The 24810-nt window shown below is 67.0% G+C and carries 22 protein-coding genes; 14 read left to right on the forward strand and 8 right to left on the reverse strand.

Translation table 11 applies throughout. The features are described 5' to 3' along the window. Together NYE40_RS04895 and NYE40_RS04900 are read left to right on the forward strand one after the other, a co-directional pair. A complete protein-coding gene (locus NYE40_RS04895; protein ID WP_339279416.1) occupies window positions 1-1305 on the forward strand; it encodes a Gfo/Idh/MocA family oxidoreductase in 1305 nt (434 codons plus the stop codon). A gap of 845 nt (window positions 1306-2150) precedes the next feature. Then, window positions 2151-2891, forward strand: coding sequence for an SDR family oxidoreductase (locus NYE40_RS04900; protein WP_153782858.1), 741 nt, complete (start codon window positions 2151-2153; stop codon window positions 2889-2891). A 96-nt stretch (window positions 2892-2987) separates the two neighbouring features. Here NYE40_RS04900 and NYE40_RS04905 read toward each other — a convergent pair whose 3' ends face one another. After that, on the reverse strand, window positions 2988-3632 hold the full coding sequence (locus tag NYE40_RS04905; RefSeq protein WP_153782859.1) for a pyroglutamyl-peptidase I: 645 nt from the start codon (window positions 3630-3632) through the stop codon (window positions 2988-2990). A gap of 352 nt (window positions 3633-3984) precedes the next feature. Here NYE40_RS04905 and NYE40_RS04910 point away from each other — a divergent pair, with 352 nt between their 5' ends. After that, complete coding sequence (locus NYE40_RS04910) at window positions 3985-4818, forward strand: alpha/beta hydrolase (protein ID WP_153782860.1); 834 nt, start codon at window positions 3985-3987, stop codon at window positions 4816-4818. Between the two features lie 151 nt (window positions 4819-4969). After that, window positions 4970-7918 (forward strand): glycosyltransferase, encoded by a 2949-nt coding sequence (locus NYE40_RS04915; RefSeq protein ID WP_339279420.1) that lies wholly within the window; start codon window positions 4970-4972, stop codon window positions 7916-7918. A gap of 104 nt (window positions 7919-8022) precedes the next feature. Here NYE40_RS04915 and NYE40_RS04920 read toward each other — a convergent pair whose 3' ends face one another. Next, window positions 8023-8913: an AraC family transcriptional regulator gene (locus NYE40_RS04920; RefSeq protein ID WP_339279421.1), complete on the reverse strand. Its 891-nt coding sequence runs from the start codon at window positions 8911-8913 to the stop codon at window positions 8023-8025. Window positions 8914-9039: 126 nt separating this feature from the next. Between NYE40_RS04920 and NYE40_RS04925 the strand changes: the two genes are divergently transcribed. After that, complete coding sequence (locus tag NYE40_RS04925; RefSeq protein WP_101808566.1) at window positions 9040-9861, forward strand: phytanoyl-CoA dioxygenase family protein; 822 nt, start codon at window positions 9040-9042, stop codon at window positions 9859-9861. A gap of 47 nt (window positions 9862-9908) precedes the next feature. After that, window positions 9909-10703 carry a TIM barrel protein gene (locus NYE40_RS04930; RefSeq protein WP_339279422.1) on the forward strand — a complete coding sequence of 265 codons (795 nt, stop codon included), beginning with the start codon at window positions 9909-9911 and terminating at the stop codon, window positions 10701-10703. 113 nt (window positions 10704-10816) lie between these two features. Here NYE40_RS04930 and NYE40_RS04935 read toward each other — a convergent pair whose 3' ends face one another. Then, window positions 10817-10975, reverse strand: coding sequence for a hypothetical protein (locus NYE40_RS04935; protein WP_339279423.1), 159 nt, complete (start codon window positions 10973-10975; stop codon window positions 10817-10819). Between the two features lie 120 nt (window positions 10976-11095). Here NYE40_RS04935 and NYE40_RS04940 point away from each other — a divergent pair, with 120 nt between their 5' ends. From NYE40_RS04940 to NYE40_RS04970, 7 genes are all read left to right on the forward strand, one after another. Beyond that, window positions 11096-11587, forward strand: coding sequence for a hypothetical protein (locus NYE40_RS04940; RefSeq protein WP_339279424.1), 492 nt, complete (start codon window positions 11096-11098; stop codon window positions 11585-11587). A gap of 39 nt (window positions 11588-11626) precedes the next feature. Then, window positions 11627-12379, forward strand: coding sequence for a 2,3-diphosphoglycerate-dependent phosphoglycerate mutase (gpmA, locus tag NYE40_RS04945; protein ID WP_052333065.1), 753 nt, complete (start codon window positions 11627-11629; stop codon window positions 12377-12379). 242 nt (window positions 12380-12621) lie between these two features. Next, entirely contained in the window at window positions 12622-13665 is a 1044-nt protein-coding gene (locus NYE40_RS04950; RefSeq protein WP_339279426.1) for an ABC transporter substrate-binding protein, read from the forward strand. Window positions 13666-13688: 23 nt separating this feature from the next. Beyond that, on the forward strand, window positions 13689-14639 hold the full coding sequence (locus NYE40_RS04955; RefSeq protein ID WP_101809412.1) for an ABC transporter permease: 951 nt from the start codon (window positions 13689-13691) through the stop codon (window positions 14637-14639). Window position 14640: 1 nt separating this feature from the next. After that, complete coding sequence (locus NYE40_RS04960; RefSeq protein ID WP_101808570.1) at window positions 14641-15435, forward strand: ABC transporter ATP-binding protein; 795 nt, start codon at window positions 14641-14643, stop codon at window positions 15433-15435. Window positions 15436-15683: 248 nt separating this feature from the next. After that, a complete protein-coding gene (locus tag NYE40_RS04965) occupies window positions 15684-16730 on the forward strand; it encodes a glycosyltransferase family 2 protein (protein WP_339279427.1) in 1047 nt (348 codons plus the stop codon). Between the two features lie 12 nt (window positions 16731-16742). Further along, window positions 16743-18191: a hypothetical protein gene (locus NYE40_RS04970; protein WP_101808572.1), complete on the forward strand. Its 1449-nt coding sequence runs from the start codon at window positions 16743-16745 to the stop codon at window positions 18189-18191. Between the two features lie 157 nt (window positions 18192-18348). Here NYE40_RS04970 and NYE40_RS04975 read toward each other — a convergent pair whose 3' ends face one another. Continuing rightward, complete coding sequence (locus tag NYE40_RS04975; protein ID WP_101808573.1) at window positions 18349-20043, reverse strand: PucR family transcriptional regulator; 1695 nt, start codon at window positions 20041-20043, stop codon at window positions 18349-18351. A 189-nt stretch (window positions 20044-20232) separates the two neighbouring features. Here NYE40_RS04975 and ald point away from each other — a divergent pair, with 189 nt between their 5' ends. Further along, the gene (gene ald / locus NYE40_RS04980) at window positions 20233-21345 is read left to right on the forward strand and encodes an alanine dehydrogenase (protein ID WP_101808574.1); all 1113 of its coding nucleotides are present in this window, start codon (window positions 20233-20235) and stop codon (window positions 21343-21345) included. A gap of 57 nt (window positions 21346-21402) precedes the next feature. Here ald and NYE40_RS04985 read toward each other — a convergent pair whose 3' ends face one another. From NYE40_RS04985 to aspA, 4 genes are all read right to left on the reverse strand, one after another. Further along, window positions 21403-21861, reverse strand: coding sequence for a hypothetical protein (locus NYE40_RS04985; protein ID WP_101808575.1), 459 nt, complete (start codon window positions 21859-21861; stop codon window positions 21403-21405). 180 nt (window positions 21862-22041) lie between these two features. Beyond that, entirely contained in the window at window positions 22042-22464 is a 423-nt protein-coding gene (locus NYE40_RS04990; RefSeq protein WP_101808576.1) for a DUF948 domain-containing protein, read from the reverse strand. Between the two features lie 3 nt (window positions 22465-22467). Beyond that, window positions 22468-23217 carry a general stress protein gene (locus NYE40_RS04995; RefSeq protein ID WP_101808577.1) on the reverse strand — a complete coding sequence of 250 codons (750 nt, stop codon included), beginning with the start codon at window positions 23215-23217 and terminating at the stop codon, window positions 22468-22470. Between the two features lie 128 nt (window positions 23218-23345). Further along, on the reverse strand, window positions 23346-24764 hold the full coding sequence (gene aspA / locus NYE40_RS05000; RefSeq protein ID WP_101808578.1) for an aspartate ammonia-lyase: 1419 nt from the start codon (window positions 24762-24764) through the stop codon (window positions 23346-23348). Between the last annotated feature and the right edge of the window lie 46 nt (window positions 24765-24810).

A 24810-nucleotide genomic window follows, 5' to 3' on the forward strand; every position in this document is an offset into this window, starting at 1 on the left:
ATGGCACAACTGACGGCTGTATTGATCGGCGCGGGGGCGCGCGGAGCCAAGGGCTACGCTCCTTATGCGCTCGATCGTCCGCATGAGCTGAAGCTGACGGCGGTCGCGGAGCTCGACCCGGTGCGGCTGGAGCGGACCGCCGAGCAGCACGGCGTGCCTCCCGAGGAGCGCTACGCCAGCTGGGAGCCGCTGCTGGACGGACCGCGGAAGGCGGACATCGCCATCATCTGCACGCAGGACCGGATGCACTACGAACCGACGATGCGCGCGCTCGCGGCAGGCTACCACGTGCTGCTGGAGAAGCCGATGTCGCCCGATCCGCTGGAATGCCTCGACATGGAGCAGGCGGCCCGCGACCACGGCCGGCTGCTGACGATCTGCCATGTGCTGCGGTATACGCCGTTCTGGGCGGCGATCAAGAAGCTGATCACGGACGGGACGATCGGCGAGGTCGCCTCGATCCAGCTCAACGAGAACGTCGGCTACTGGCATATCGCGCACAGCTTCGTGAGGGGCAACTGGAACAACTCCGACAAGGCGAGCCCGATGATCCTCGCCAAGTCCTGCCACGACATGGACGTGCTGAGCTGGCTGATCGACAAGCCCTGCACGAGCGTCAGCTCGTTCGGCTCGCGGATGCATTTCCGCGAGGAGCAGGCGCCGCCGGGCTCGGCGGACCGCTGCCTCGACTGCGCCGTCGAGCCGGACTGCCCTTACTCGGCGACGCGCTTCTACCTGAGCAAGCCGTATATGGGCTGGGCGGGGCATTTTTGCGACGATCTGGAGCGGGAGACGATCCTGCACGGGCTGCGCACGACCGACTACGGCCGCTGCGTCTACCGCAGCGACAACAACGTCGTCGACCATCAGGTCGTGGCGATGGAGTTCGACGGCGGCGCGACGGCGATGTTCAGCATGAGCGGCTTCACGCATGAGCAGGAGCGGCGCATCCAGATCATGGGCACGCGCGGCGAGATCCGCGGCGAGGACGACCTCATCTCCGTGTACGACTTTCTGACCGGCCAAAAGACGATCATCCACCCGCCGGTGACCTGGTCCGGCCACGGCGGCGGCGACAGCGGCATCGTGCGCAGCTTCATCGAGGAGGTGCGGAACTACGGCGGGCAGGAAAGCCTGACGTCCGCGGCCGCTTCCGTGCGCAGCCATCTGATGGCGTTCGCGGCGGAGAAATCGCGCCTCTCCGGAGGCGTTCCCGTGCGGCTCGACGAGTATGCGCAGGAGCTGCGTGCGGCCGGAGCGGCCGGGGCGACAGGAGCGGCTGGAGCGGCTGGAGTCAAGGAGTAGCGGCGGCCGGGCAGGCACGCGGCCGCATAGGCCGAGGCGAAGAGGGCGGAGGCGCGGCAGGAAGCGGGGCCGGCGCGGCGACGGGACGTCCGGGCAGGAAGGTGGGGCGGCGAGCGGGCGGAGACGCGGCAGGCTGGCGAAGGGAACGCAGAGTTCCTCCGCCACGCAGCTCGCCAGCGGGGCCGGCCGAAGCAGCACGGGCGGCACGAACTCCGCGATCGGCAGCCCCGGGCTCATGGCAGCAGGACGCGGTCGGCGGCGGCGGCAAAGCCGTCAACAAGCCGGGCTCGCGCAAGCGCCGCGGCATCCGCTGAGCGCGGCGGGCCTGAGGCGGGAAATCCAAGGCAGAAATGTGCCTTGGATTTTATTTTCGGGGCCGAATTACACAATCCAGGGCAGAAATGTGCCTTGGATTCGGTTGTCGGGCCTTAATTCCCTCCATCCAGGGCAGAAATGTGCCTTGGATTCGGTTATCGGGGCCCGAATTCCTCAATCCAGGGCAGAAATGTGCCTTGGATTCGATTCTCGGGCCTGAATTCCCTCCATCCAGGGCAGAAATGTGCCTTGGATTTGGTTATCGGGCCTGAATTCCTCCATCCAGGGCAGAAATATGCCTTGGATTCGGTGCTCGGGCCCGACTTCGCCAATCCAAGGCAGTCCTATGCCTTGGACCCGAGCCAGGAGCTGCCTCGACTTGAGGCAGCTCCTTTCCTTTTCCCGGCGCATCGGTCCGATCTCCAGAGCGGCATCCGTGAATCTGCATAGGAAAAGGAAAGCCGAACCAATCTAGAGAGTGGAACGGGGGCCACGGCTCCCGCGATCCGATCCGGATGGGAGAGATGGACATGAGGTTCAAGGACAAGGTCGCCGTCGTCACCGGCGGCGCGAGCGGCATCGGAGCCGCGACCGTGCAGAAGTTCGCGGAGGAGGGCGCCAAGGTCGTCATCGCGGACTTCGCCGATCAAGGACAGGCCGAGGCGGAGCGTCTGAAGGGGCTTGGCCACGAGGCGCTGTTCGTCAAGACGGACGTGACGAGCGAGGAGCAGGTGAAGCGCATGGTCGACGAGACGGTGCGGACGTTCGGGCGGCTGGACATCCTGTTCGCCAACGCGGGCATCGCCAAGGACGCGCCGGTCGACCAGCTGAGCCATGAGGCTTGGGCGCGGACGATCGACATCAACCTGACGGGCGTCTTCCTGTGCGACAAGTACGCCGTCCAGCAGATGCTGGCGCAGGGCGGCGGCGTCATCGTCAACTGCGGCTCGATCCACAGCCATGTCGGCAAAGGCTCGGTCAGCGCCTACGCGGCCGCCAAGGGCGGCGTGAAGCTGCTGACTCAGTCGATGGCCGCCGATTACGCGGCTAGGGGCATCCGCGTGAACGCCGTTTGCCCGGGCTACATCGACACGCCGCTCATCGGCGGCCGCACGGAGGCGATCACGCAGCATCTCGTGTCGCTGCATCCGATGGCGCGGCTCGGCCGGCCGGAGGAGGTCGCGGCGGCGGTGCTGTTCCTCGCCAGCGACGACGCTTCCTTCGTCACCGGAGCGAGCCTGCTCGTCGATGGCGGATATACGGCGGTGTAGCGCAGCAAGGCCATGGCAGCCGGCGAGCGGCAGCGCCATGGACAAAGGGGAGGCTCCGGAACGTTCCGGAGCCTCCCCTTTCGCGCGTCAAGCTGTTCAGGCTCCGCTCCGCTCGTCCAGCTCCGCCAGCGTCTCGGCGATCGCGATGCGCAGCGCGTCATGCAGCATGGACTGGGGCAGCGAGGGCAGGCCGGGCTTGTCAAGCGCGAGCTCCGTCGAGGCGGGGAAGTGGATGAAGCCGGCGAGGGCGCCCGACCCGCTGTCGCGGACATGGTCGAGAGCGGCGTACATCGTATTGTTGCAGATGAACAAGCCCGCGGTGTCCGAGATGGAGGCGGGGATGCCCGCCGCTCGCAGCGCCAGCTCGATGCGGCGGATCGGCAGCGTGGCGAACAGGCCGTCCGGCCCGCCGGCCCGGATCGGCTCGTCCTGCGGGCGATTGCCGTCGTTGTCGCCAAAAGCGGCGCCGGCCGGCACGTCCATCGCGTTGACGGCGATCCGCTCCGGCGTGACGGCCGCGCGTCCGGCGGCCAGGCCGCAGCAGAGGACGGCATCCGGCTGCAGGCGGTCGATTTCCCGCTTGAGCCGCTCGGCGCACTCGCCGAAGACGACCGGCAGCAGCAGCGTATGGACGGCGGCGCCGGGGAACGATTCCTCGCGGATGGATGCCATCAGCGCCTCGGTCGGGTTGATGCGGCTGCCCCCGAAGGGCTCGAAGCCGGTAATAAGCAGGTTTCTCATGGAAGGAAAGGCTCCTTTTCGCTCGCGGCCGCAGCCGCAGGTTCTCTAGGGCGTGTTTGCAACCTCCGAAGGAAGCCGATATTGCCGAATTTTTAATCCCTGCGAGGAACGTAGGCGAAGGCGTACCGGGGGTACGTCGAGCCTGCGTGACGAAGCAGGGGGCAAAAAGCCTGAGCGGGTTTGCAAACACGCCCTAGCTTCACAGGTTATGGGCGACGAATCTTCTCTCGCCATTATTCCATGCCTGTCCGGCCGGGGCCAAGCCCTTTTTTCGCCGCACGGCAACAGAGCGTCCTGCATACAGGGTAATAGGAAGAAAAGGCAAACCGAAACGTCAAAGGAGGAAGGATCGATGTCCTACGAGGAGCTGAGCTGGAAAAGCCGCGACGGCGTCAGCATCTACGGCTGCCGCTGGATGCCGGAGGGCGAGCCGGTCGCCGCGGTCGGCATCGTGCACGGGCTGGGCGAGCATTGCGGCGCCTACGCGCATGTGGCTTCGTTCTTCACGGAGCGCGGCTTCGCGGTGATCGCCTTCGACCAGCGGGGGCATGGCCGGACAGAAGGCCGGCGCGGCGACTGCCCCGGCTACGACGCGCTGCTGGAGCCCGTGGAACGGATCGTCGAGGACATGCAGCGCCGCTGGCCGGGGCTGCCGCGGTTCCTGTTCTGCCACAGCATGGGCGGAAATGTAGCGCTCAACTTCATGCTGCGACGCCGCCCGCCGCTCGCCGGAGCCGTCGTGGCGGGACCGTGGCTGAAGCTGGCTCCGGCGCCGCCGCCGGCAAAGCTGCTGTGGGGCCGCCTCCGCGAGCGCATGCAGCCCGGCTATCGCCTGGTCGGCGCGAACCGCCGGGGCACCTCCGACCCGGACATGCAGCGCCGCTATGACGAGGATCCGCTGCGGCACGGACGGATCACGCTGCGCACGTTCGCCGCCGTCAGCCAGGCGGGCCGCTGGGCGCTGAGCCACGCGCCGGAGCTGAGCGTGCCGCTGCTGCTCATGCACGGCGGGGCCGACCGCATCACGTCGCCGCGGGCGAGCCGGCGCTTCGCGCAGCGCGCGGGAGAGCGCTGCTCCTACCGCGAATGGCCGGGCTTCCGGCATGAGCTGCATGCCGAGGCGGGCCGGCAGGAGGTGCTCGCCTGCGCCGCCGACTGGATGCTGGGACGCTGCGGCAATAGCTGACAGCCTGTTGTCAGGGACGATCCGTCAGCTCCAATCCCACGAAAAGGTCGGCTCGGCCGCCAAATGGCCGCCTTGCTGAACGAGCGGAGATCGATCGTCATGCCGCCTTTCCAAGCCTCATATAGATGAGGCAGAGGAGGCGGCTTTTGCTATGAAGACAAGCATCGTCATACTGACGCACAACCAGCTGGACTATACGCTCCGCTGCCTGGAGAGCGTGCAGGCGCATACGTCCGACTACGAGCTCATCGTCGTCGACAACGGCTCGACGGACGGCACGGCGGAGCTGCTCCGGCAGAGCGGCTTCAAGACGGAGCTCAACCGCCGCAACGAAGGCTTCGCCAAGGGCTGCAACCAGGGGCTGGCGCTGGCCGAGGGGGACAACGTGCTGTTCCTCAACAACGACACCGTCGTCACGGCCGGCTGGCTGGAGGCGATGGAAAGGCTGCTCGAGCGGGAGCCGCTATGCGGCATGGTCGGTCCGGTCTCGAATTACGTCAGCGGGCCGCAGCGGGTCGACGCCCCGTACGGCCCGGGCATCGACGGCCTGGAGCCGTTCGCGGCGCAGCGCGCGGCCGGCTGGCGCGGACGCAGCTGGGAGCTGCCGCGGCTCGTCGGGTTCTGCCTGCTGCTGCGCCGCCGGCTGGCGCTGGAGATGGGCGGCTTCGACGAAGGCTACGGTCTCGGCAACTACGAGGACGACGATCTGTGCCTGCGGCTGCGGCGCGACGGCTGGCGGCTGCTCGTCGCCTGCGATTCGTTCGTGCATCACTACGGACATGTGACGATGAACGCGCTGGAGGATCAGGACCTGAGCATGCTGCTGGAGCAGGGCCGCCAGGTGGCGCGGGCCAAGTGGGGAGAGGATCCGGTCGAGCTGCTGTATCGGCGGTCGCCGGCCGTCAGCTGCTCGATCGGCATCGGCGGCGAGGCGGACGAGGCGGCGCTCGACGCGACGCTCGCCTCCATCCGCGGACTGGCGGACGAGATCCTGCTCGTCCATCACGGCCGCGAGGGCTGGGAGCGGACGGCGCGGCTCGGCCGCGAGCGCGACCTCAAGACGGTGCGCGCCGAGCTCGGCGAGCCGGCCGGAGCGAGGGCCGCGCTGGAGGAGGCCGGCCGCGAGCATGCGCTGTGGCTGCGCGCCGGCGAGGAGCTCGCGCCGGAGGAGGCGCGCCGGCTGCTGGCCCGGCTGCGGCGGCCGGAGGAGCCGCTGGCGGCGATCGAGCCGGTGCGGCTGCGGGTCCCGACGGCGCAGCCGGGGGCGGCCGGGCGCGAGGGGATGCAGGTCCCGGCGGCGCAGCCGGAGGCGGCCGAGGGCGAGCGGCTCGCGGCCGAGGCGGTCCAGCCGACACGGCTGCGGGACGCGGCGGCCAGCCGCCTGGTCCTCGCGTCGGCGCGTCCGCGCTGGGACGCCGCCGCCGGCGGGTACGCCGCGCCGCTGGCGAGGCCGACCGGCGGCGGTCCGGCTCCGGTGCTGCGGCCCGGTGTCACCTTTGAGACGAAGTGCTACGAGCGGGACTGGCGCGAGCTGCTGCTGACCGACCGCCTGAGCCGGGCGATCGCGCAGCATCGGTTTCCGTTTGCCGAGCGGATCCTGTACGTCAACAATGTCGAACGGCCCGAGCTCGTCCTCCGCCATGCGCGGCGGCTCGTCGACGAAGGCGTGCTGACGGACTGCGTGCTCGTCGACGAGCATAGCGAGGAGGCGCTGCTCTTTTTCGGCCTGACGGAGGAGGACTTCCAGGGAGGCTATCGCTACTCGATCGCCGAGCTGGTCGCCCTTTATCGCTGCCGCACGGAATATCTGCTCCATTATGCGGGCGACTGCATGCTGGAGGAGCCGACCGACTGGCTGCGGCCGTGCCTGGAGCGGATGCGGCTGCAGCGGTCGATCGTCGCGGCGAATCCGGTGCCGAACGGGCGGATGGACGAAGCGGCGCGGGAGGCGCTGCTGACCGACGGCGACTTCCATCTCGGCTATGGCTTCTCCGACCAGTGCTACCTCGTGCGGACGCTCGATTTTCGCGCGCGCATCTACGGGGAGCGCCATCCGGCATCGGAGCGGTACCCGGCTTACGGCGGAGAGCTGTTCGAAAAAAGGGTCGATGCCTGGATGCGCGTATCGGGCTTCATGCGGCTTACGTGGAGGAGGGGCAGCTACTGGCATCGCACGCTGCGCAGCTCCGAGCCGGAGCTGGACCTGTCGGCCCCGGCCTTGGCCTGCTACCGCGCCGGAGCGAAGGCGATGGAGGAGCTTGACTACGAGAGCGCGTCGGTCTGGCTCCGTCTCGCCGACCTCGCCGTCTCCTGCGAGCGCCAGCTCGGAAGACGGCTGGATCCGGATCTGCGCTGGCTGCCGAGGCTTCAGCTGGCGGTCTGCGACGACCGACTCGGCCGGCCGGAGCTGGCCTGGCTCAGCAACGAAGCGGCGGCGGTCCACGCGCCGCCGGGGCAGCGCAGCATCGAGGCCAATCGGGAGATGATGGCGGAGCGCATGAGCGGGGGCGGCTCGGAGCAGCCGCTGCTGTCCGTGCTGATTCCCTCGCTGCCGGAGCGGAGCGCCTCGCTGTCCGTCCTGCTGGAGCGGCTGCGGGCCCAGTCGCACGGACGTCCGGTGGAGCTGCTGGCGCTGACGGACAACCGGCTGCGGACGACCGGAGCCAAGCGCAACGCGCTGCTGGAGCTCGCCCAAGGGAAGTTCGTCGCCTTCGTCGACGACGACGACCGGATCGCCGACGGCTATGCCGAGCGGCTGCTCGCGGCGATCCGCAGCGAGCCGGACGCGGACTGCATCGTGTTCGACGTGCGGGTGCACGCGGACGGATCGCCTTCCCGCCTATGCCGGTACGGAATCGAGCTGGATCATGGCAGCGACGCGGAGGGGTATACCCGCAAGCCCAACCATCTGATGGCCTACCGCCGGGAGCTGGCGCTGCGGCATCGGTACCTGGACATCGGCTACGGCGAGGATGACGAATGGGCTGCGCGCGCCAGCGCCGACATCGTGGTCCAGCATCGGATCGAGGCGGTGCTCTACGAGTACGATTGGGCGCCCAAGCCGCTGTCCTGGTACGGAGCCGCCCGCTCGCCGTCTTGAGCGCGCCGCCGCGGTCCGGAGAAACGCATGCTGGCGCCCCTCGGTCCGGGCCACATGCTGGCGCCCCTCGGTCCGGGCCGCATGCTGGCGCCCCTCGGAGCTCCTCATTCCGGCGGGCCGGCTTTTCGGCTCTGCTCGCGGTAAGCGCCGGGCGAGGCGCCCATCCGCGCCCGAAAAGCATGATGGAAGTGGCTGAGGCTCGAAAATCCGCAATAATCCGCGATTTGGGACGCGGTATGGTCCGAGCCGGCGAGCAGCTCCCGCGCATGCTCGAGCCGCAGCTCCATCAGATAGCGATGGGGCGGAAGCCCGAAGCGCTCGCGGAAGACGGCCCGGAAGCGGGACGTCGACAGGTGGGCGCGCCGGGCCAGCTCCTCGATGTCCAGCGGGTCGGCCAGATGAAAGGAGAAGTAGGACGGAATCCAGTCCAGCTGAGGGCGGCCCGGCTTGGAAGCGGCGGGATGCGCGTGATCCTGCAAGATGAGGTGCACGAGCCGGGTGGCCGCCGCTTGCGCCTTCAGCTTGGACAGCGGGTCGCGGTCCTGCCAGCTTTCCACCATCTCGATAAGGAGGTGGCGGTAGAGATGGGGCTTCTGCGGCTGCAGCAGGACAGGGATGGCGATGCCGTCGAAGTCGTTCAGCCTCGGCTGCATCAGGTGGGCAAATGAAGCGAGGTCCAGCTGGCCCGGCCGCGTAGGAAAGCTTTTTTCCCGTTGGGGCTCATAGAAAATATCCATATGCGCAAAAGGCGTCTCATTGGCCCCGTCCGCCCTCAGATCGTGGACCGTGCCCGGCTGGAGCAGGCAGAACTGGCCTTCCTCGAACCGATGGCTCGTCCCGTCGGCCACGACATGGAGCTCGCCCTTGCGGATGTAGATGAACAGGTAGTCGAGCAGCTTGCGGAAGGGGAAGTAATAAGCCGGGCGGACGGCGAAGTCGCTTTCCCGGATGTAGGGGACGATCGGAAGGGCGGCGGAGTCGGGAAGCAGGTCCATGGCGGCTCCTTTCGCAAGTCAGTCATTTTAGGCAACTCCAATCATCATGCCATGCACATACAGGAAAGTAAAATCGGGATAAACTCCTTTATGAAAGCGATTTTACCGATAAGGAGCGCGAAAGCCATGAGCATAGGGAACCAACTTCCGGAGCTGAACGACACGGTGGAGCTGTCTGCCGCCGAGCGGGAAGGCTATCTTCGCGACGGTCATGCGATCATCCGGCAGCTGGCGCGGCCGGACGAGATCGCCGCCTACCGCGAGGTGATCGGCGAGGTCGTGCGGGAGCACAACTATCACACCAAGCCGCTGGAGGAGCGCGATACGTACGGCAAGGCCTTCATCCAGATCGGCAACGTCTGGGAGCTGAGCGAGGCGGCTCGAAGGTTCGTGTTCGCCCGCCGCTTCGCCAAAGCCGCCGCCGACCTGATGGGCGTGCCTGCGGTGCGAATCTACCATGACCAGGCCTTGTTCAAGGAGCCGGGCGGCGGGCATACGCCCTGGCATCAGGATCAAATCTACTGGCCGCTCGATACGGACAAGACGATCACGCTCTGGATGCCGCTCGTACCGGTGCCCGAGGAGGTCGGCTCGATGACCTTCGTGTCGGGCTCCCACAAGAACGGCTACATTTCCAAGCAGGAGATATCGGACGAGTCGCATCGGACGCTGAAGGCCTATATCGAGCAAAAAGGACTGCCGCAGATCAACTACGGCGCGATGGCGGCAGGCGACGCCACGTTCCACGCCGGCTGGACGCTGCACAGCGCTCCGGGCAACCCGACGAGCCTCATGCGCGAGGTCATGACCGTCATCTACATCGCCGACGGGCTGACGATCGCCGAGCCGGACAGCGGCGCGCGCCGGAGCGATCTGGCCCGCTGGTTCCCCGAGCTCTCGCCGGGAGATGCCGCCGCGAGCCGGCTCAACCCGATTTTATATCCGTAATCAAGCCGTCCGCAGCCGGACTCAAAGGCGCAGAAAGGGGAAAGCCGATGAAGCTGCTGTTTTTCAAGGCGCTGTGGGGGATGGAGGGAACGCTGGAGGACAAGCTGTCCCGTGCCGCCGCCCATGGCTATGCGGGGGTCGAGATGCCTCTGCCGCCGGTCGGAGAGGAGGCTCGGCTGGAGGCGCTGCTGGAGCGGCACGGACTGCAGCTGATTCTGCAGCTGTTCACGGACGGCGATCATGTCGCCTCGTTCCGGCAGCAGATGGAGCGGGCGGCGGCGTTCCGGCCGGCGGCGATCGTGTCGCACAGCGCGCGCGACGCCATGCCGGAGGAGGAGCAGGACCGCTTTTTCGACGCGGCGCTGGAGATCGAGCGGCGGCATGGAGCGGCCGTCTGCCATGAGACGCATCGCGGGCGCGCGATGTTCACGCCGTGGACGACGTCGCGGCTGCTGCGCAAGTTTCCCGAGCTGAAGCTGGCGGCCGACTTCAGCCACTGGATGGCCGTATGCGAGTCGCATCTGGAGAATCAGCAGGACCATCTCGAGCAGGCGATCGCCCGCTCCTTCCATATCCATGGGCGGATCGGCCATCCCCAAGGCCCGCAGGTGCCGCATCCCGCCGCGCCGGAATACGCCCGCGAGCTGGAGCTGTTCACGGGCTGGTGGCGGGACATCGCGGCCGTCCGGAGAGCTGCCGACAGCCCGCAGCTTACGTTCACGGCGGAGTTCGGCCCGCCCGGCTACTTGCCGACGCTCCCTTTCACCCGGCAGCCGGTGGCCGACCTGTGGGAGCTCAACGAATGGATGCGGGAGCATGCCCGCGAGCGGCTGCAGGGCTGAGCGTTTCGGAGCCTGCCGCGCGCCGCGCGTCTGCCCTTTTGCGGCAAAATCGCGTTTCCTCCGGTCCCGGACCGGAGGAAACGCGATTTTTTTGCTGATGCCGGATGCCGGCATCAGCCGCGGGCATAATGCGCCTGCAGCTCCGCGAGCCGGCCGCGCAGCAGCCCGATCGCGGGATGCTCTCCTTTCGGAGCGGCGACGCCGAGTCCGGCCGAGTGGCCGAACGATACGGACGGGCAGCCCGCGGCCAGCTCCGCCCACCATTTCCACACGCCGAAGTCGCCGATCCTCACCTCGATGTCATGCAGCAGCAGCAGCCCGCCGGGAGCGAGCTTGGGCAGCCACGTCTCGCAGTCATGGCGGACGGCCTCGTACGTGTGGAGCCCGTCGATATGCAGGATGTCGATGGAGTCGTCGGCGAACCGGCCGCACGCCTCGTCGAACGAAGCGCGGACGAGCCGGGCGCCCGGATAGAGGGCGGCGGCGCGGCTGGCGAGCTCATAGACGCCGTGGCCGTAGCGGCCGGCATGGGCATCGCCCTCCCATGTATCGACGGCATGCAGCGCCGTATCCGCGAGCCCGAGATCCTTGGCCGCCTGGCAAAAGCTGAAAAAGGAAGCGCCGTAATGGGTGCCGAGCTCGACGACGGCGGCCGGGCGCAGGTTGGCGACGAGGTCGTAGCCGAAGGCGAGATGGCCGCGCCAGGCGGACTCGCTGCGGAACAGGGGCGAGAGCCTTTCAAACTCAAATCGGGCTCGTGCAGCGTCCAGGTTTCCTTCATGGCTTCAGGCTCCTTTCGCGTGGAGACGCTGCTTCTACCGTATGAAGGAAATCCCCCGGGTAGACGGGGATTGGTCTCATTCCGCCCGGGACGGGTAAACTGAAAGAGAGAGCGGATACAGAAGGAAGGAGGCGGCCTGTAAGTGATCAAAATCGTGCTTGTCCGCCATGGGCAAAGCGAGTACAACGAGCAGAACCGGTTCACCGGCTGGACCGACGTCGATCTGACCGAGCGGGGCAAGGAGGAGGCGAGGAGAGCGGGAGCGATCCTCCGCCAGAACAAGTTCGTCTTCGACATCGCCTGCACGTCGGTGCTGAAGCGGGCGATCCGCACGCTCTGGATCATGCAGGACGAGATGGGGCTGCTGTGGATTCCGACCGACAAGACGTGGATGCTCAACGAGCGCCATTACGGCGCCCTGCAGGGGCTCAACAAGGAGGAGACGGCCCGCAAGTACGGGGAGGAGCAGGTGCATCTGTGGCGGCGCTCGGTGAGCGTGCGTCCTCCCGCGCTGGACAAGTCCGATCCGAGGTACGAGGGGACGGATCCGAAATACAAGGCGATCGCGGACCGGGTGCCGGTGACGGAGAACCTCGACGACACGGAAGAGCGGGTGCTCGCCTACTGGCGGGAAAAGGTGGAGCCGTCGCTGCACGAGAACCGGCGGGTGCTGCTCGTCGCGCACGGCAATACGATCCGCGCGCTCGTCCGCTACCTGGACGACATCCCGGGCGACGGCATCGCGACGCTCAACATTCCGACCGGCACGCCGCTCGTCTACGAGCTGGATGACAGCCTGCGGCCGATCCGCCATTATTATTTGGAGGAAAACGAGCGCAAGGTGCGCAGCGACGCCGAGGCGGCAGAAGGAGCGCCGGACGTGCGCTCCGAATGATTGGCCGCGAAGCGGGAAGGCCAGGCCGGCCTTCCCGCTTTTTTGCCGCGCGCCGGCGGATCATCCGGACAGGGCGTTGCTCCTGCTCCGAACCGACGCTTCGACCCGCTTGGGCAGTCATGCTTTAATTGACGAATGGAACAAAGGGACTTAAACTGGTGGTACTGAGTTTTACATTTGGTAAAGTTATTGGTGAAAAAATGCTTGTCTTTTCCATTTCATACACGAAAAGGGGATCTGAAATGAACAAGAGAATGTTGGCGGCGGCACTCGTGTCGCTCGCGCTCGTCGCCTCCGGCTGCGGCGCCAAATCGAGCAACGAGGGCGGCGCGGCGAGCCCGTCTCCGACGGCGGCGGCAAACGCCGACGGCAAGTCCTATACGATCGCGATCTCGCAGATCGTCGAGCATCCGTCGCTCGACGCGACGCGCCAAGGCTTCCTTGACGCGCTCAAGGACGCGGGCATCGTCGAGGGCGACAACCTCAAGGTCGACTTCGACTCGGCTCAGGGCGACCAGAGCAACAACCTGTCGATCGCGCAGAAGATCGCCGGCAGCAAGGCGGATCTGGCGCTCGGCATCGCGACGCCGTCGGCGCAGGCGCTCGTGGAGAACGTGACCGCGATCCCGGTGCTGTTCGCCGCCGTCACCGATCCGGTCGCCTCCGAGATCGTGCCGAGCCTGGACAAGCCGGGCGGCAACGTCACCGGCGCCTCCGATACGAATCCGGCGGCAGTCGTGCAGCTGATGGACTTCATCGCCTCCGACTTCCCGAACGTGAAGAGCGTCGGCATGGTCATCAACGAGGGCGAGTCCAACGCGGTCATCATGGCCGACAACGCCGAGCAGGCGCTCGCCAAGCATGACATCAAGCTGGTCAAGGCGCCCGTCACGAACACCTCCGAGGTGAAGCAGGCCGCCGAATCGCTGATCGGCAAGGCCGACGCGCTGTTCATCGCCCTCGACAACATGGTCGTCAGCGGCGTGGACTCCATCATCGAGGTCGCCAATGCCAACAAGATCCCGTTCTTCTCCAGCGACCGCGACACGGTCGAAAAGGGCGCCTTCGCCACGGTCGGCTTCAAATACTACGACCACGGCTACCAGGTCGGCCAAATGGCCGCCGAGGTGCTCAAGGACGGCAAAAATCCCGGCGACATGCCGGTCAAGATGCAAGAGAAGCTTGATCTGATCCTCAACCTTAAAGCCGCTGAAGCCCAAGGCATCACGGTGACCGACGCCATGAAGAGCCAGGTGAAGGATCCGGAAGCGAATATTATCCAATAAGAGGTGTTTCTGCCGTGTCGATCATGTCCCTCGTCTCCTTCAACGGAGCGCTTGAGCTCGGACTCATCTATGCCTTGATGGCGCTCGGGGTCTACATCACGTACCGCATCCTTGATTTTCCCGATCTGACCGTGGACGGCAGCTTCACGACCGGAGCCGCCATCTCGGTGCTGATGATCAGCCACGGGCAATCGCCCCTGCTGGCTACGCTCGCCGGCATGGCGGGGGGCATGGCGGCAGGCGCCTGCACGGGCCTGCTTCATACGAAGGGCAAGATCAACGGCCTGCTGGCCGGCATCCTCATGATGATCGCCCTGTACAGCATCAACCTGCGCATCATGGGCAAGCCGAACCTGCCGGTCAAGGTCCAGGACAGCCTGTTCGGCGGCTTCATCAAGTCCGATGCCTGGACGATCGGCGGCATCTCGTGGCTGTATCTGGCGGTGCTCGCCGTCGTCGCGGGCTTCGTCTGGCTGCTGCTGTTCGCCTTCCTCAAGACCGACCTGGGCCTGTCGCTGCGCGCGACCGGCGACAACAAGCGCATGATCCGCAGCTTCGGCGGCAACACCGACCGGACGACGATCATCGGCGTCAGCCTCTCCAACGGGCTCGTCGCGCTCTCCGGGGCGCTGATCGCCCAGGATGCCGGCTTCGCCGACATCAGCATGGGCATCGGCATGATCGTCATCGGCCTGGCGTCGGTCATCATCGGCGAGGCGATCTTCGGCGCCCGCGGCGTGCTCGGCACGACGCTCGCCGTCGTCGTCGGCGCGGTCGTCTACCGCGTCGTCATCGCGGCCGCGCTGAACGCGGACTGGCTCCATCTCAAGAGCTCCGATCTCAAGATCATCACGGCGGCCATCGTCATCGTGGCGCTCGTCGTGCCGACGGCCAACCGCGCGCTCAAGCAGCGGCGCCAGGCGCGGCGCCGCACGGCGGAGATCGCCTCCGCCTCGGCCAAGGGAGGGAAATGACATGCTGACGATCCGATCCGCTTCCAAGCTGTTCAATCCCGGCACCGTCGACGAGAAGGTCGCTCTGATGGACGTCAACCTGCATCTGGACAAGGGCGACTTCGTCACTGTCATCGGCAGCAACGGCGCCGGCAAGTCGACGCTCATGAACCTCATCTCCGGCGTCATGAAGCCCGATCTCGGCTCGGTGTCGATCGGCGGCACGGACATCACCGTCCGCTCCGAAGCGCAGCGCAGCCGCTGGATCGGCCGCGTGTTCCAGGATCCGATGGCCGGCACCGCGCCGAACATGACGATCGAGGAAAATCTCGCGATGGCGTACAACCGGGGCCGCAAGCGCGGCCTCAGCTGGGCGGTGACGAGCCGCCGCCGCGCCGTATTCCGCGCGCAGCTGTCCAAGCTCGGCATCGGCCTGGAAAATCGGCTCACCGCCAAGGTCGGCCTGCTGTCGGGCGGCGAGCGCCAGGCGCTCAGCCTGCTGATGGCGACGTTCACCGAGCCGGACATCCTGCTGCTCGACGAGCATACGGCGGCGCTCGACCCGGCCCGCGCCGAGCTGATCACGCGGCTGACGGAGACGCTCGTGCGCGAGATGAACCTGACGACGCTCATGGTCACGCACAACATGGAGCAGGCGATCCGCCTCGGCAACCGCCTCATCATGATGGACAAGGGCCGCATCATCCTCGACATCCCGGCCAGCCGCAAGGACGGCCTCACCGTCCAGCGGCTGCTCGGCGAGTTCGAGCAGATCAGCGGCCAAAAGCTGGCCGACGACCGGCTCGTGCTCGGCTGACAGACAGACAGGCGTTCCAGGCCCGCCCTCGCAGGCGGCCTGGACGCTTTTTTTGATTGAAGCGACGCGCTTCGGGCAAGGCTGAGCAGGGAAGGGCCGGCGCCGCCCGGCAGAAGCGTCGAGGGGGACGATTCCGGCATGCGATGGGGGAAGTTTTCGTCCGTTCATGCATGATTAAGGATTTCTGCCGAAGGATGAGGTATAATTAGGCATCATTTTGCCTCGGGCTCAGAGTAGGAGTGAAAGCTATGTTCAAGCAGCAGCCGATACTCGGCATCGTCGTGCCGTGCTACAACGAGGAGGAAGTGCTGGAGCTGACCGTCGTCGAGCTGGACGCGGTGCTGGCCGGCCTGGAAAAGGAAGGGCTCGTGTCTCCGGAGAGCTTCATCCTGTTCGTCAACGACGGCAGCCGGGACCGCACCTGGCCGCTCATCGCCGATCTCAAGGAGCGCTACCGCCGCGTCTCCGGCCTCAATCTGGCCGGCAACGTCGGCCATCAGAGCGCCTTGCTGGGCGGCCTCATGACGGCGCGGCGCCATGCCGACTGCCTCGTCAGCATCGACGCCGACCTGCAGGACGACGTCCGCGTCATCCGCGACATGGTGCTGCGCTACCGCGAAGGCTGCGACATCGTCTACGGCGTGCGCAGCAGCCGGCAGCGCGACACCTGGTTCAAGCGCACGACCGCCGAAGGCTTTTACAAGGTGATGGAAGGCCTCGGCTTGCGCATCGTGAACAACCACGCCGACTACCGGCTCATGAGCCGCCGCGCGCTGGACGAGCTGTCCCGCTTCTCCGAGGTCAACATCTTCCTGCGCGGCATGGTGCCGATGCTCGGCTACCAGACCGGCATCGTCTATTACGAGCGGCTCGAGCGGGCGGCGGGAGAGTCCAAGTATCCGCTCAAAAAGATGATCAGCTTCGCGCTGGAGGGAATCACCTCGCTGTCGGTGAAGCCGATCCGGATGGTGACGGCGGCGGGCTTCGCCGTGTTCGCCGTCAGCATCGTCATGGCCATCTACGGCATCGTCTCCAACCTGATGGGCCGGGCAGTCAGCGGCTGGTCGTCGCTCATCGTCTCGCTCTGGTTCATCGGCGGGGTGCAGCTGCTCTCGATCGGCCTGATCGGCGAGTACATCGGCAAGATCTACCGCGAGGTGAAGCGTCGCCCGCTGTACATCGTCGAGCGGGAGCTGCCTCCGGCCGTGCGGCGGAGGGGCGAGGGCGCGGTTCGCGAGCAAGACGAGGCAGAGCAGGAAGGGGCATCTGCCGCTCCTGCTCCTGCCTTGTACTAGGGGGTGCCAGGCTTGAACGAACGCATCAAGCTCGAATATGCCGCGGCCGCGGCCGCGATCGGCATCCTGATCGGGCTGCTGTTCGCCTCGCCGTTCGTCGGCATGGCCGACAACGGCGATTTCCTGCGCGTGCTCATGACGGCGGGGCTCGACTACAATCCGGCGGCCGTCAGCTACGAGGACCGGTTTTTCGGCTGGGCCAACTCGGTGTTCGCCTACGAAGGCCTTCGCGGCGCCTACATCACCTCCCAGCTGATTCCGGTCTACATCGCCCGCTCGTTCGGCTGGCTGTACGACCAGACGCTGTTCAACGTGCGCTTTCTCGGCGCGGTCTACTCGGCGCTGCTCGTCTCCGCCGTCTTCCTGATCGTCCGCTCCGGCAGGCGGCATAGCCTGTCCGCGGCGCTCATGCTGGCGGCGGGGCTGCTGTTCGTATTCCTCGACGTCCGGTATGTCGCGTATTTCAACTCGTTCTTCGCGGAGCCGGTGTCGCTGCTCTTCCTGCTGCTCACGGCCGCGACTGGCCTGAGGCTGGCTCAGCAGGACAAGCCGACGACCGGGGCGGCGCTGCTCTTCTTCGTCTGCGCGTTCATGCTCGCGACGGCCAAGCTGCAGAATACGCCGATCGGCATCGTGCTGGCGCTGTACGGCCTGCGGCTGCTCCCGCTGCGCTGGGACCGGGCGTGGCGGCGCTGCGTGCTGTGGGGCTGCTCGACGCTGTTCCTGCTGTCCGCGCTGCTCTACGCGTTCGCGCCGGATGGGCTCAAGCATATCAACCTGTACCAGACCGTCTTTTTCGGCATCCTCAACGAATCGCCGGACGTCAAGGGCGACCTGCGCGATCTCGGCCTGCCGGAGAAGCTGGCGGTCAACGCGGGCACGAACTTCTTCCAGACGGACGCCCCGATCAAGCAGGAGGCGCCGGAGATGAAGGAGGACTTTTACGACCGCATGTCGCATGGCAAGGTGATGCTGTTCTACGCGACGCATCCGCAGCGGCTGATCGGCCTGCTCGACCGGGCGGCCGAGCGGGGCGTGCAGCTGAAGATCAGCTATCTCGGCAACTACGAAAAGAGCGAGGGCAAGCCGGCGCTCGCGCTCAGCGAGCGCTACAGCGGCTGGAGCCGGCTCAAGGCGGAGTTCATGCCGCGCTCGCTGTGGTTCGTGGCGCTCTTCTACCTGCTCTACGCAGCCGTCTGCGTCGTCGAATGGCTGCGCGCCCGCAGCACGGCGGGCCGCATGACGGCGGAGCTGATGCTGCTCGTCGCGTTTGTCGGCGTCTTCTCGTTCGTCATCCCCGTCGTCGGAGACGGGCTGGCCGACCTGGAGAAGCATCTGTTCCTCTACAACGCGGCCTCCGACATGATGCTCGTCGCCGCCGCCGCATGGCTCGTCCACCGGATCGCCGGCCTGATCGGCGGACGGCGCCGCCGCAGCGGCTACGGATCGTACCGCTATTAAGCTCGGGCGCTCATGCGCGCGAATGCCAAAGAACGTCCCCGCCAGCCTGGCGGGGACGTTCTTTTTGTTGGGAAGGAGACTGGCGCGCCGCGTCTCTTGGCTTCGTGGCCCCGCAAGGGAAAAAGTTCCCTTGTTCGCCGCGTCTCTCATGGAGAGCTTACGCCTGGCCCGGGCCGGGGCCGCGGGAGATTCCGGCTCCGGTGCGGAGCTTGTACGCCATGAGCGCCATCTCCAGGCCGATCCGCTTGTGAGGCTCGCGGAACGGATCGCCGATCAGCTCGTTCAGCCGCTCCATCCGGTTGTAGAGCGTCTGCCGGTGGATGAACAGCCGCCGCGCCGTCTCGTGCTTGGAGCCGAAGCATTTGAGGTACATGTCCAGCGTCTCGAGCAGCTGCCGGCGGGCTTCCTTCTCCAGCTGCAGGATCGGGCCGAGATGGTCCTGTACGTAGCCGCCCAGCAGCTGCGCGTCCGGTATCGCCTGCAGCAACTGATAAGCGCCGAGCTCGTGGTAAAAGACGGCCTCTCCAAGCTCCGGCACGCGCCGCGCGATCTCGAGCGCCTGGCCGGCCTCGCGGAACGCGGCGGGCGCGTCGAGCAGCGCTCCGCGGGCTTTGCCCGCGGCGGCGCGCAGCCGCATGCCGCCGAGCTGCTCGCCGGCGTAGCGCAGCGCGTCCTCGAGCACGCGCCGCGCGCCGCCGAGCAGCCGCTGCTCGGCGGCGGCGAACGAGCCGTCCGCCAGCAGCAGCAGCCGCGTCAGCGAGGCCGACTCCGCGTGCAGGCTGCCGCGCAGTCCGTGCTTGCGCAGCAAGGTGCGCAGCAGCACGGGCAGGTCGCGCGCCGCTCCCTCGAGCCGGTCGCCGCGATCCTCGCCGTCGTCGGCATCGAGCTCGAGCAGCAGCGCGAGCGCGGCGCCGGCGCCGCCGGCAGGCAGGCCGGCGAGCGAGCGGGCCTGCTCCTCGCTGCGGGCTTTTCCCTCCATCAGCTCAGGGATGAGGCGGTCCTGGCGGCGCGCGTCATGCTCGCGGCTGAACTGCGTGCGCAGCGTCAGCGCGGCCGCGGCGGAGGCGGCCGCCTCCAGATAGGGCGAGCGCAGCTCCGCCTCCTCGGCGTCCTCGACGACGAGCCCGACGGCGGCCAGCAGCTGGCCGTAGCCGAGCACCGGGCGCAGCAGCAGCTGCCCGCCCTGCTCCAGCGGCAGCAGCAGCGGAGCGCGCCCGTCGCCGAAGCGCCCCGCCTGCTCCAGTTCGCGCACATCGAGCCCGGCCAGCTCGCGCAGCTCCGGCTCGGCGGCGAGCGGCGGGTGATGCCGGTCGGGCTCCAGCAGCGAGTAGAACAGCGTCTGCCGGCCGGTGTCGGCATGCAGCAGGCGCAGCACGGCGGCGATGTCGCTGTGCTGCAGCGTCAGCTGCTGCAGCCGCCGCGCGAAGCGGTCGGCCGCATCCTGCTGCCCGCGCCGCCGGCCGAGGATGAGGGCGTGGATATCCTGGGTAATATCGGAGAAGCGGACCGGCCGGTCAAAGACGATGACGGGAAAGCCATGCTCCTCCGCCAGCTCCAGCACTTCCTCCGGCACTTCGTCGATGCTCGTGCCGAGCTCGAGGATGAGGCCGGCCGCTTCCTGCACGATCAGCTGGCGGACATAGTCGAGCCGATCCTGGATCGACTGTTTGAGCCACAGTCCTGTGGTAAGAATAAGATCATGGCGGCTGACGAAAGGCGCGTTGCGCACGATCTCGATCACATGCACCCACCCGACCGGACGGCCGATCCCCAGGCCGCCCGCGGCCAGCCTGGCGCCTGCGAACAAGGGGCGCTGCAGGATGTCCCGTACTTGCAAGTCCGTCACGTTCATGGAGGGACAACACCTTTCCGTGGAGCATATAGTTGAAGCAAGGAGACGCCTTCCGGTTCATGTCAGCTATCGGCAACACGTCGACCCGCGGCGGCGAAAGCTTCGACAACGTGTAAGATGCCGCCCGTCCCGCGCTGCCGTACCATAGAAAAAGGAAAACAACCCTATTATAGACGAGGTGCCTGTCCCATGAAAATCGGAATTCCGAAGGAAATCAAAAACAACGAGAACCGCGTCGCTCTTACCCCGATGGGAGCGGCCGAGCTGATCCGGGCCGGCCATAGCGTGCTGATCGAGCGCGGCGCAGGCGAGGAGAGCGGATTCGCCGACGCGCTGTACGAGGCGGCCGGCGCGTCGATCGCGCCGGAAGCGGCGGAGGTATGGGGCAGGAGCGAGATGGTGATGAAGGTGAAGGAGCCGCTGCCGGCCGAATACGGCTTCTTCCGGGAAGGGCTGCTGCTGTTCGCCTATCTGCATCTGGCGGCCGAGCCGGAGCTGGCGGAGGCGCTGCGCGCGTCGGGCGTGACGGCGGTCGCCTACGAGACGATCCGCGTGAACGGCGCGCTGCCGCTGCTCGCGCCGATGAGCGAGGTGGCCGGCCGGATGGCGGTGCAGGTCGGCGCGCAGATGCTGGAGAAGGCCTACGGCGGCAAGGGCAAGCTGCTGTCCGGCGTGACCGGCGTGAAGCGCGGCAAGGTGACGGTCATCGGCGCGGGCATCGCCGGCACGAGCTCGGTGCAGCTGGCGGTCGGCCTTGGCGCGGACGTGACCGTGCTCGACACGAACACGAACCGGCTGCGCGAGCTGGCGCTCGTCTTCGGCAGCCGCCTGCAGACGCTGCAGTCGACGACGCACAATCTGGCGGAGTCGGTGCGCGAGTCGGATCTCGTCATCTCGACCGTGCTCATCCCAGGCGGCAAGGCGCCGAAGCTCGTCACCGAGGAGATGGTGCGCTCGATGGAGAAAGGCTCCGTCATCGTCGACGTGGCGATCGACCAGGGCGGCAGCGTCGAGACGATCGACCGCATCACGACGCATGACGATCCGGTATTCGAAAAGCATGGCGTGCTGCACTACGCCGTCGCCAACATCCCTGGCGCGGTGCCGTACACATCGACGATGGCGCTCACGAACGCGACGCTGCCGTTCGCGCTGCAGCTCGCCTCGCTCGGCGCCGCGGCCGCGATCCGCGCCTCGCAGCCGATCCGCGAGGGCGTCAACGCGATGGGCGGCCATATCACCTACGAGGCGGTCGCCCGCGACCTCGGCTATACGTATAAGCCGGTGCTGGAGCTGGTGTAGCGGACTCGTCCGCATGTGAAGCGAGCAGGTCCATCGGGAGCAGGATGGGATGCGTCCTCACTTCCTCTGGACTGGCGGCGCCGGGGAGCGGAAAGTGCCTCGGTTCGCGCAGAACGTGCGCATCGGCTCCACGAGGGAGCGGAAAGTGCCTCGGCTCGCGCAGAACGTGCGCATCGGCTCCACGAGGGAGCGGAAAGTGCCTCGGTTCGCGCAGAACGTGCGCATCGGCTCCATGAGGGAGCGGAAAGTGCCTTGGCTCGCGCAGAACGTGCGCATCGGCTCCATGAGGGAGCGGAAAGTGCCTCGGCTCGCGCAGAACGTGCACATCGGCTTCACGAGGGAGCGTAAAGTGCCTCGGTGCGCGCAGAACGTGCGCATCGGCTCCACGAGGGAGCGGAAAGCGCCTTGGCTCGCGCAAAACGTGCACATCGGCTCCACGAGGGAGCGTAAAGTGCCTCGGCTCGCGCAGAACGTGCGCATCGGCTCCATGAGGGAGCGTAAAGTGCCTCGGCTCATGCCAGTGGTTTCCATACACGCTCCAGCGGCCCGAAAAAGCCCCTCTCGCATCGCGAGAGGGGCTTTTGGTCGGTCGGCGGAAGCGCGGTCCGCGACATGCGGGCTGCCGTCGCGTCCGACGCTTCGTCCTCGCGAGCCGATCCACTACCGGCTGCGGCGGAAGCGCAAGCCGCCCTTCCGCTACCGGCTGCGCGGGCCTGGAGCCGCCGAAGGGCCGCCGATGCGGATCGAGACAGCTTCTCCCGGGAGCGAGCGGCTCGGACGCGGGGCGGCGCCAGGGCGGGAGCCGCCGCTTTTTTCGGCCATCGCCTGCTTGAACGATTCGGCGACCTGATGGATGACGTCGCCGACGTCATGAGCGCTGTCCAGCAGCGGATCGACCGTCGTGATGCGGCCTTTCACCTCGCGGATCGTGCTGTTCGCCGTCCGGACGAGGGAGGTCGCTTCGCCCGCGAGCGGATCGATCCGGCTCCGCAGCTCGGCTACGGTCTGCTGCACCTCGTCGAGCGTCGAGCGGAGCTTGCGCAGCGACTGGATGCCGAACCAGGCGACTGCGGCCAGGGACAGGGAGGCGAGTGCGGCGCTTGCTCCGGCGAGCGTCATCGCTTACTCTCCCGCCGGCGGGATCGGCACGATCAGCTCCTGCGCCGGAGCGGGAGCGTCGACCGTGCTCTCGCCGGGCCGCGGACCGATCAGCACCCGCACGTCCTCGGCCGCTGCGCCCGATGCGGCTCCGGCCGCGGCGGCGGATTCCTCCCGCACCCGGTTCAGGCGGACGGCGCGGTCCGCCGAGCCGGGAGCCGCGGCCTCGTCGCGCAGCCGGCCCCCGTCCAGCGCTATCGCCTCTGCTGCCGCCGATTCGGCGGCAGCCCCTTCGAGCGAGCCGCATGCCGTCACGATCCGCTCCGCCAGCGCCTGATTGCCTGCGTCGGCCGTAGCGATGACGAGCACATGATCCTGTTCGACGAGCGTCCGGTACTGCTCCGCTTGATGATCCGGGATGCCGAGGCCGGCGAGGCCGCCGACAAGCGTGCCGGCGCTGCCGCCGAACGCCGCTCCGGCCAGCACCGTAGCGATCGGCCCGGCCGCCAGCAGCGGCCCGATGCCGGGCACGAACAGCAAGCCCGCCGTCGCCAGCACGCCCGCCGCCCCGCCGAGCACGGCCCCGGCCAGCCCTCCGGACACCATGCCCTCCGAAGCGTTCGTTCCCGTCTGCGACTCGACCCGGCATACCTCCTCGCGGGTCCGCCGTATGACCGACAGCTGCTCCTTGCTCCAGCCGGCGGCCTTCAGCTCCTCCATCGCATGCAGCGCATCCTTCTCCGCTCGGAATATCCCTACCACTGGTGCCGTCATCTCGATTCCTCCTCGGTTGGTCGAATGTCCTCTCTGTCAGCTCGAGCTACTCAGAACATCACCAAGGGGACAAGCGGCGCAAACAAGGCGGACGGGCAGGGCGGCAACATTTCTTTTAGAACCGGAAATTACTTCGCGTCCTCGAGCAGATGCTCGCCGGCGATGCCGGGCGAGGTCATCGCGTACGGATCGAGGATCTCGGTCATCTCCTCCGGCGTGAGCAGGCCGCGCTCGAGGATCAGCTCGCGGATCGTCAGGCCGGTCGCGAGCGCCTCCTTGACGAGCTGGGCCGCCACCTCGTACCCGAGATGCGGGTTGAGCGCGGTGACGATGCCGAACGAGTTCGCGACATAGCTTTCGCAGCGCTCGCGGTTCGCCTGCATGCCCTCGACGGCATGGCGGAGGAACACGTCGACGCCGTTGCGCAGAATCTTGAGCGACTGCAGCAGGTTGAAGGCGATGACCGGACCCATGACGTTGAGCTCGAACTGTCCCGCCTCGCATGCCATGCACAGCGTATGGTCGTTGCCCATCACCTGGAAGGCGACCTGGTTGACGACCTCGGCCATGACGGGATTGACCTTGCCCGGCATGATCGACGAGCCCGGCTGGCGCGGCGGCAGCGACAGCTCGGCCAGGCCGACGCGCGGACCGGAAGCCATCAGGCGGATGTCGTTGCAGATTTTGGACAGGTTGACCGCGCATACCTTGAGGGCGGCCGACAGCTCGGTGTAGGCGTCGCTGTTTTGCGTGGCGTCGACGAGATCGTCGGCGGCGCGGATCGGCAGCCCCGTCTGCTCCTGCAGATGGGCGATGACGGAGGAAATGTACTCCGGCTTGGCGTTGAGGCCGGTGCCGACCGCCGTCGCGCCCATGTTGACGGTCAGCGCATGAAGGGCCGCGCTGCGGATGCGACCGATGTCGCGGCCGAGCACGGCGGCGTAGGCGCCGAATTCCTGGCCGAGGCGGATCGGCACGGCATCCTGCAGATGCGTGCGGCCCATTTTGATGACGCTGTCGAACTCGTCGCGCTTGGCGAGGAAGCCGTCCTGCAGCGCCTGCAGCGCCTCGAGCAGATGCTGGGTCAGCGTATAGGCGGCGATGCGCAGCGCGGTCGGGATCGCGTCGTTCGTCGACTGCGACATGTTCACATGGTTGTTCGGGCTGCAGTGGAAGTAGTCGCCCTTTTCCCGTCCGAGCAGCTCGAGCGCCCGGTTGGCCAGCACCTCGTTCATGTTCATATTGATGGACGTCCCGGCGCCGCCTTGAATGCTGTCGACGATGAACTGGTCGAGCAGCTGCTGCTCGATCACCTCTTCGGACGCCTTCACGATCGCTTCGCCGATCGACGACTGCAGCAGATGGACGTCCATATTGGCGCGTGCGGCGGCTTTTTTCACATGGGCCAGCGCGACGAGCAGCTCCGGATGGATCGGCACGCCGGTGATCGGGAAGTTTTCGACGGCGCGGAGCGTCTGGATGCCGTAATAGGCGCTCTCCGGAACTTCTTTTTCTCCAAGAAAGTCATGCTCGAGTCTAAACGCCATCTTCTATTCATCCCTTCTGCATATCCTTCTCTCGTACAAGCCGAGG

It is taken from the genome of Paenibacillus sp. FSL W8-1187 (genome assembly GCF_037965485.1).
GTDB lineage: Bacteria > Bacillota > Bacilli > Paenibacillales > Paenibacillaceae > Paenibacillus_O > Paenibacillus_O pasadenensis.

What these genes read in the sequence shown, in the direction of transcription:
- NYE40_RS04895 (WP_339279416.1), top strand. Translation starts at nt 1, where the DNA reads ATGGCACAACTGACGGCTGTATTGATCGGCGCGGGGGCGCGCGGAGCC.
- NYE40_RS04900 (WP_153782858.1), top strand. Translation starts at nt 2,151, where the DNA reads ATGAGGTTCAAGGACAAGGTCGCCGTCGTCACCGGCGGCGCGAGCGGC.
- NYE40_RS04905 (WP_153782859.1), bottom strand. Translation starts at nt 3,632, where the DNA reads ATGAGAAACCTGCTTATTACCGGCTTCGAGCCCTTCGGGGGCAGCCGC.
- NYE40_RS04910 (WP_153782860.1), top strand. Translation starts at nt 3,985, where the DNA reads ATGTCCTACGAGGAGCTGAGCTGGAAAAGCCGCGACGGCGTCAGCATC.
- NYE40_RS04915 (WP_339279420.1), top strand. Translation starts at nt 4,970, where the DNA reads ATGAAGACAAGCATCGTCATACTGACGCACAACCAGCTGGACTATACG.
- NYE40_RS04920 (WP_339279421.1), bottom strand. Translation starts at nt 8,913, where the DNA reads ATGGACCTGCTTCCCGACTCCGCCGCCCTTCCGATCGTCCCCTACATC.
- NYE40_RS04925 (WP_101808566.1), top strand. Translation starts at nt 9,040, where the DNA reads ATGAGCATAGGGAACCAACTTCCGGAGCTGAACGACACGGTGGAGCTG.
- NYE40_RS04930 (WP_339279422.1), top strand. Translation starts at nt 9,909, where the DNA reads ATGAAGCTGCTGTTTTTCAAGGCGCTGTGGGGGATGGAGGGAACGCTG.
- NYE40_RS04940 (WP_339279424.1), top strand. Translation starts at nt 11,096, where the DNA reads ATGCAGGATGTCGATGGAGTCGTCGGCGAACCGGCCGCACGCCTCGTC.
- NYE40_RS04950 (WP_339279426.1), top strand. Translation starts at nt 12,622, where the DNA reads ATGAACAAGAGAATGTTGGCGGCGGCACTCGTGTCGCTCGCGCTCGTC.
- NYE40_RS04955 (WP_101809412.1), top strand. Translation starts at nt 13,689, where the DNA reads ATGTCCCTCGTCTCCTTCAACGGAGCGCTTGAGCTCGGACTCATCTAT.
- NYE40_RS04960 (WP_101808570.1), top strand. Translation starts at nt 14,641, where the DNA reads ATGCTGACGATCCGATCCGCTTCCAAGCTGTTCAATCCCGGCACCGTC.
- NYE40_RS04965 (WP_339279427.1), top strand. Translation starts at nt 15,684, where the DNA reads ATGTTCAAGCAGCAGCCGATACTCGGCATCGTCGTGCCGTGCTACAAC.
- NYE40_RS04975 (WP_101808573.1), bottom strand. Translation starts at nt 20,043, where the DNA reads ATGAACGTGACGGACTTGCAAGTACGGGACATCCTGCAGCGCCCCTTG.
- ald (WP_101808574.1), top strand. Translation starts at nt 20,233, where the DNA reads ATGAAAATCGGAATTCCGAAGGAAATCAAAAACAACGAGAACCGCGTC.
- NYE40_RS04985 (WP_101808575.1), bottom strand. Translation starts at nt 21,861, where the DNA reads ATGAGCCGAGGCACTTTACGCTCCCTCATGGAGCCGATGCGCACGTTC.
- NYE40_RS04990 (WP_101808576.1), bottom strand. Translation starts at nt 22,464, where the DNA reads ATGACGCTCGCCGGAGCAAGCGCCGCACTCGCCTCCCTGTCCCTGGCC.
- NYE40_RS04995 (WP_101808577.1), bottom strand. Translation starts at nt 23,217, where the DNA reads ATGACGGCACCAGTGGTAGGGATATTCCGAGCGGAGAAGGATGCGCTG.
- aspA (WP_101808578.1), bottom strand. Translation starts at nt 24,764, where the DNA reads ATGGCGTTTAGACTCGAGCATGACTTTCTTGGAGAAAAAGAAGTTCCG.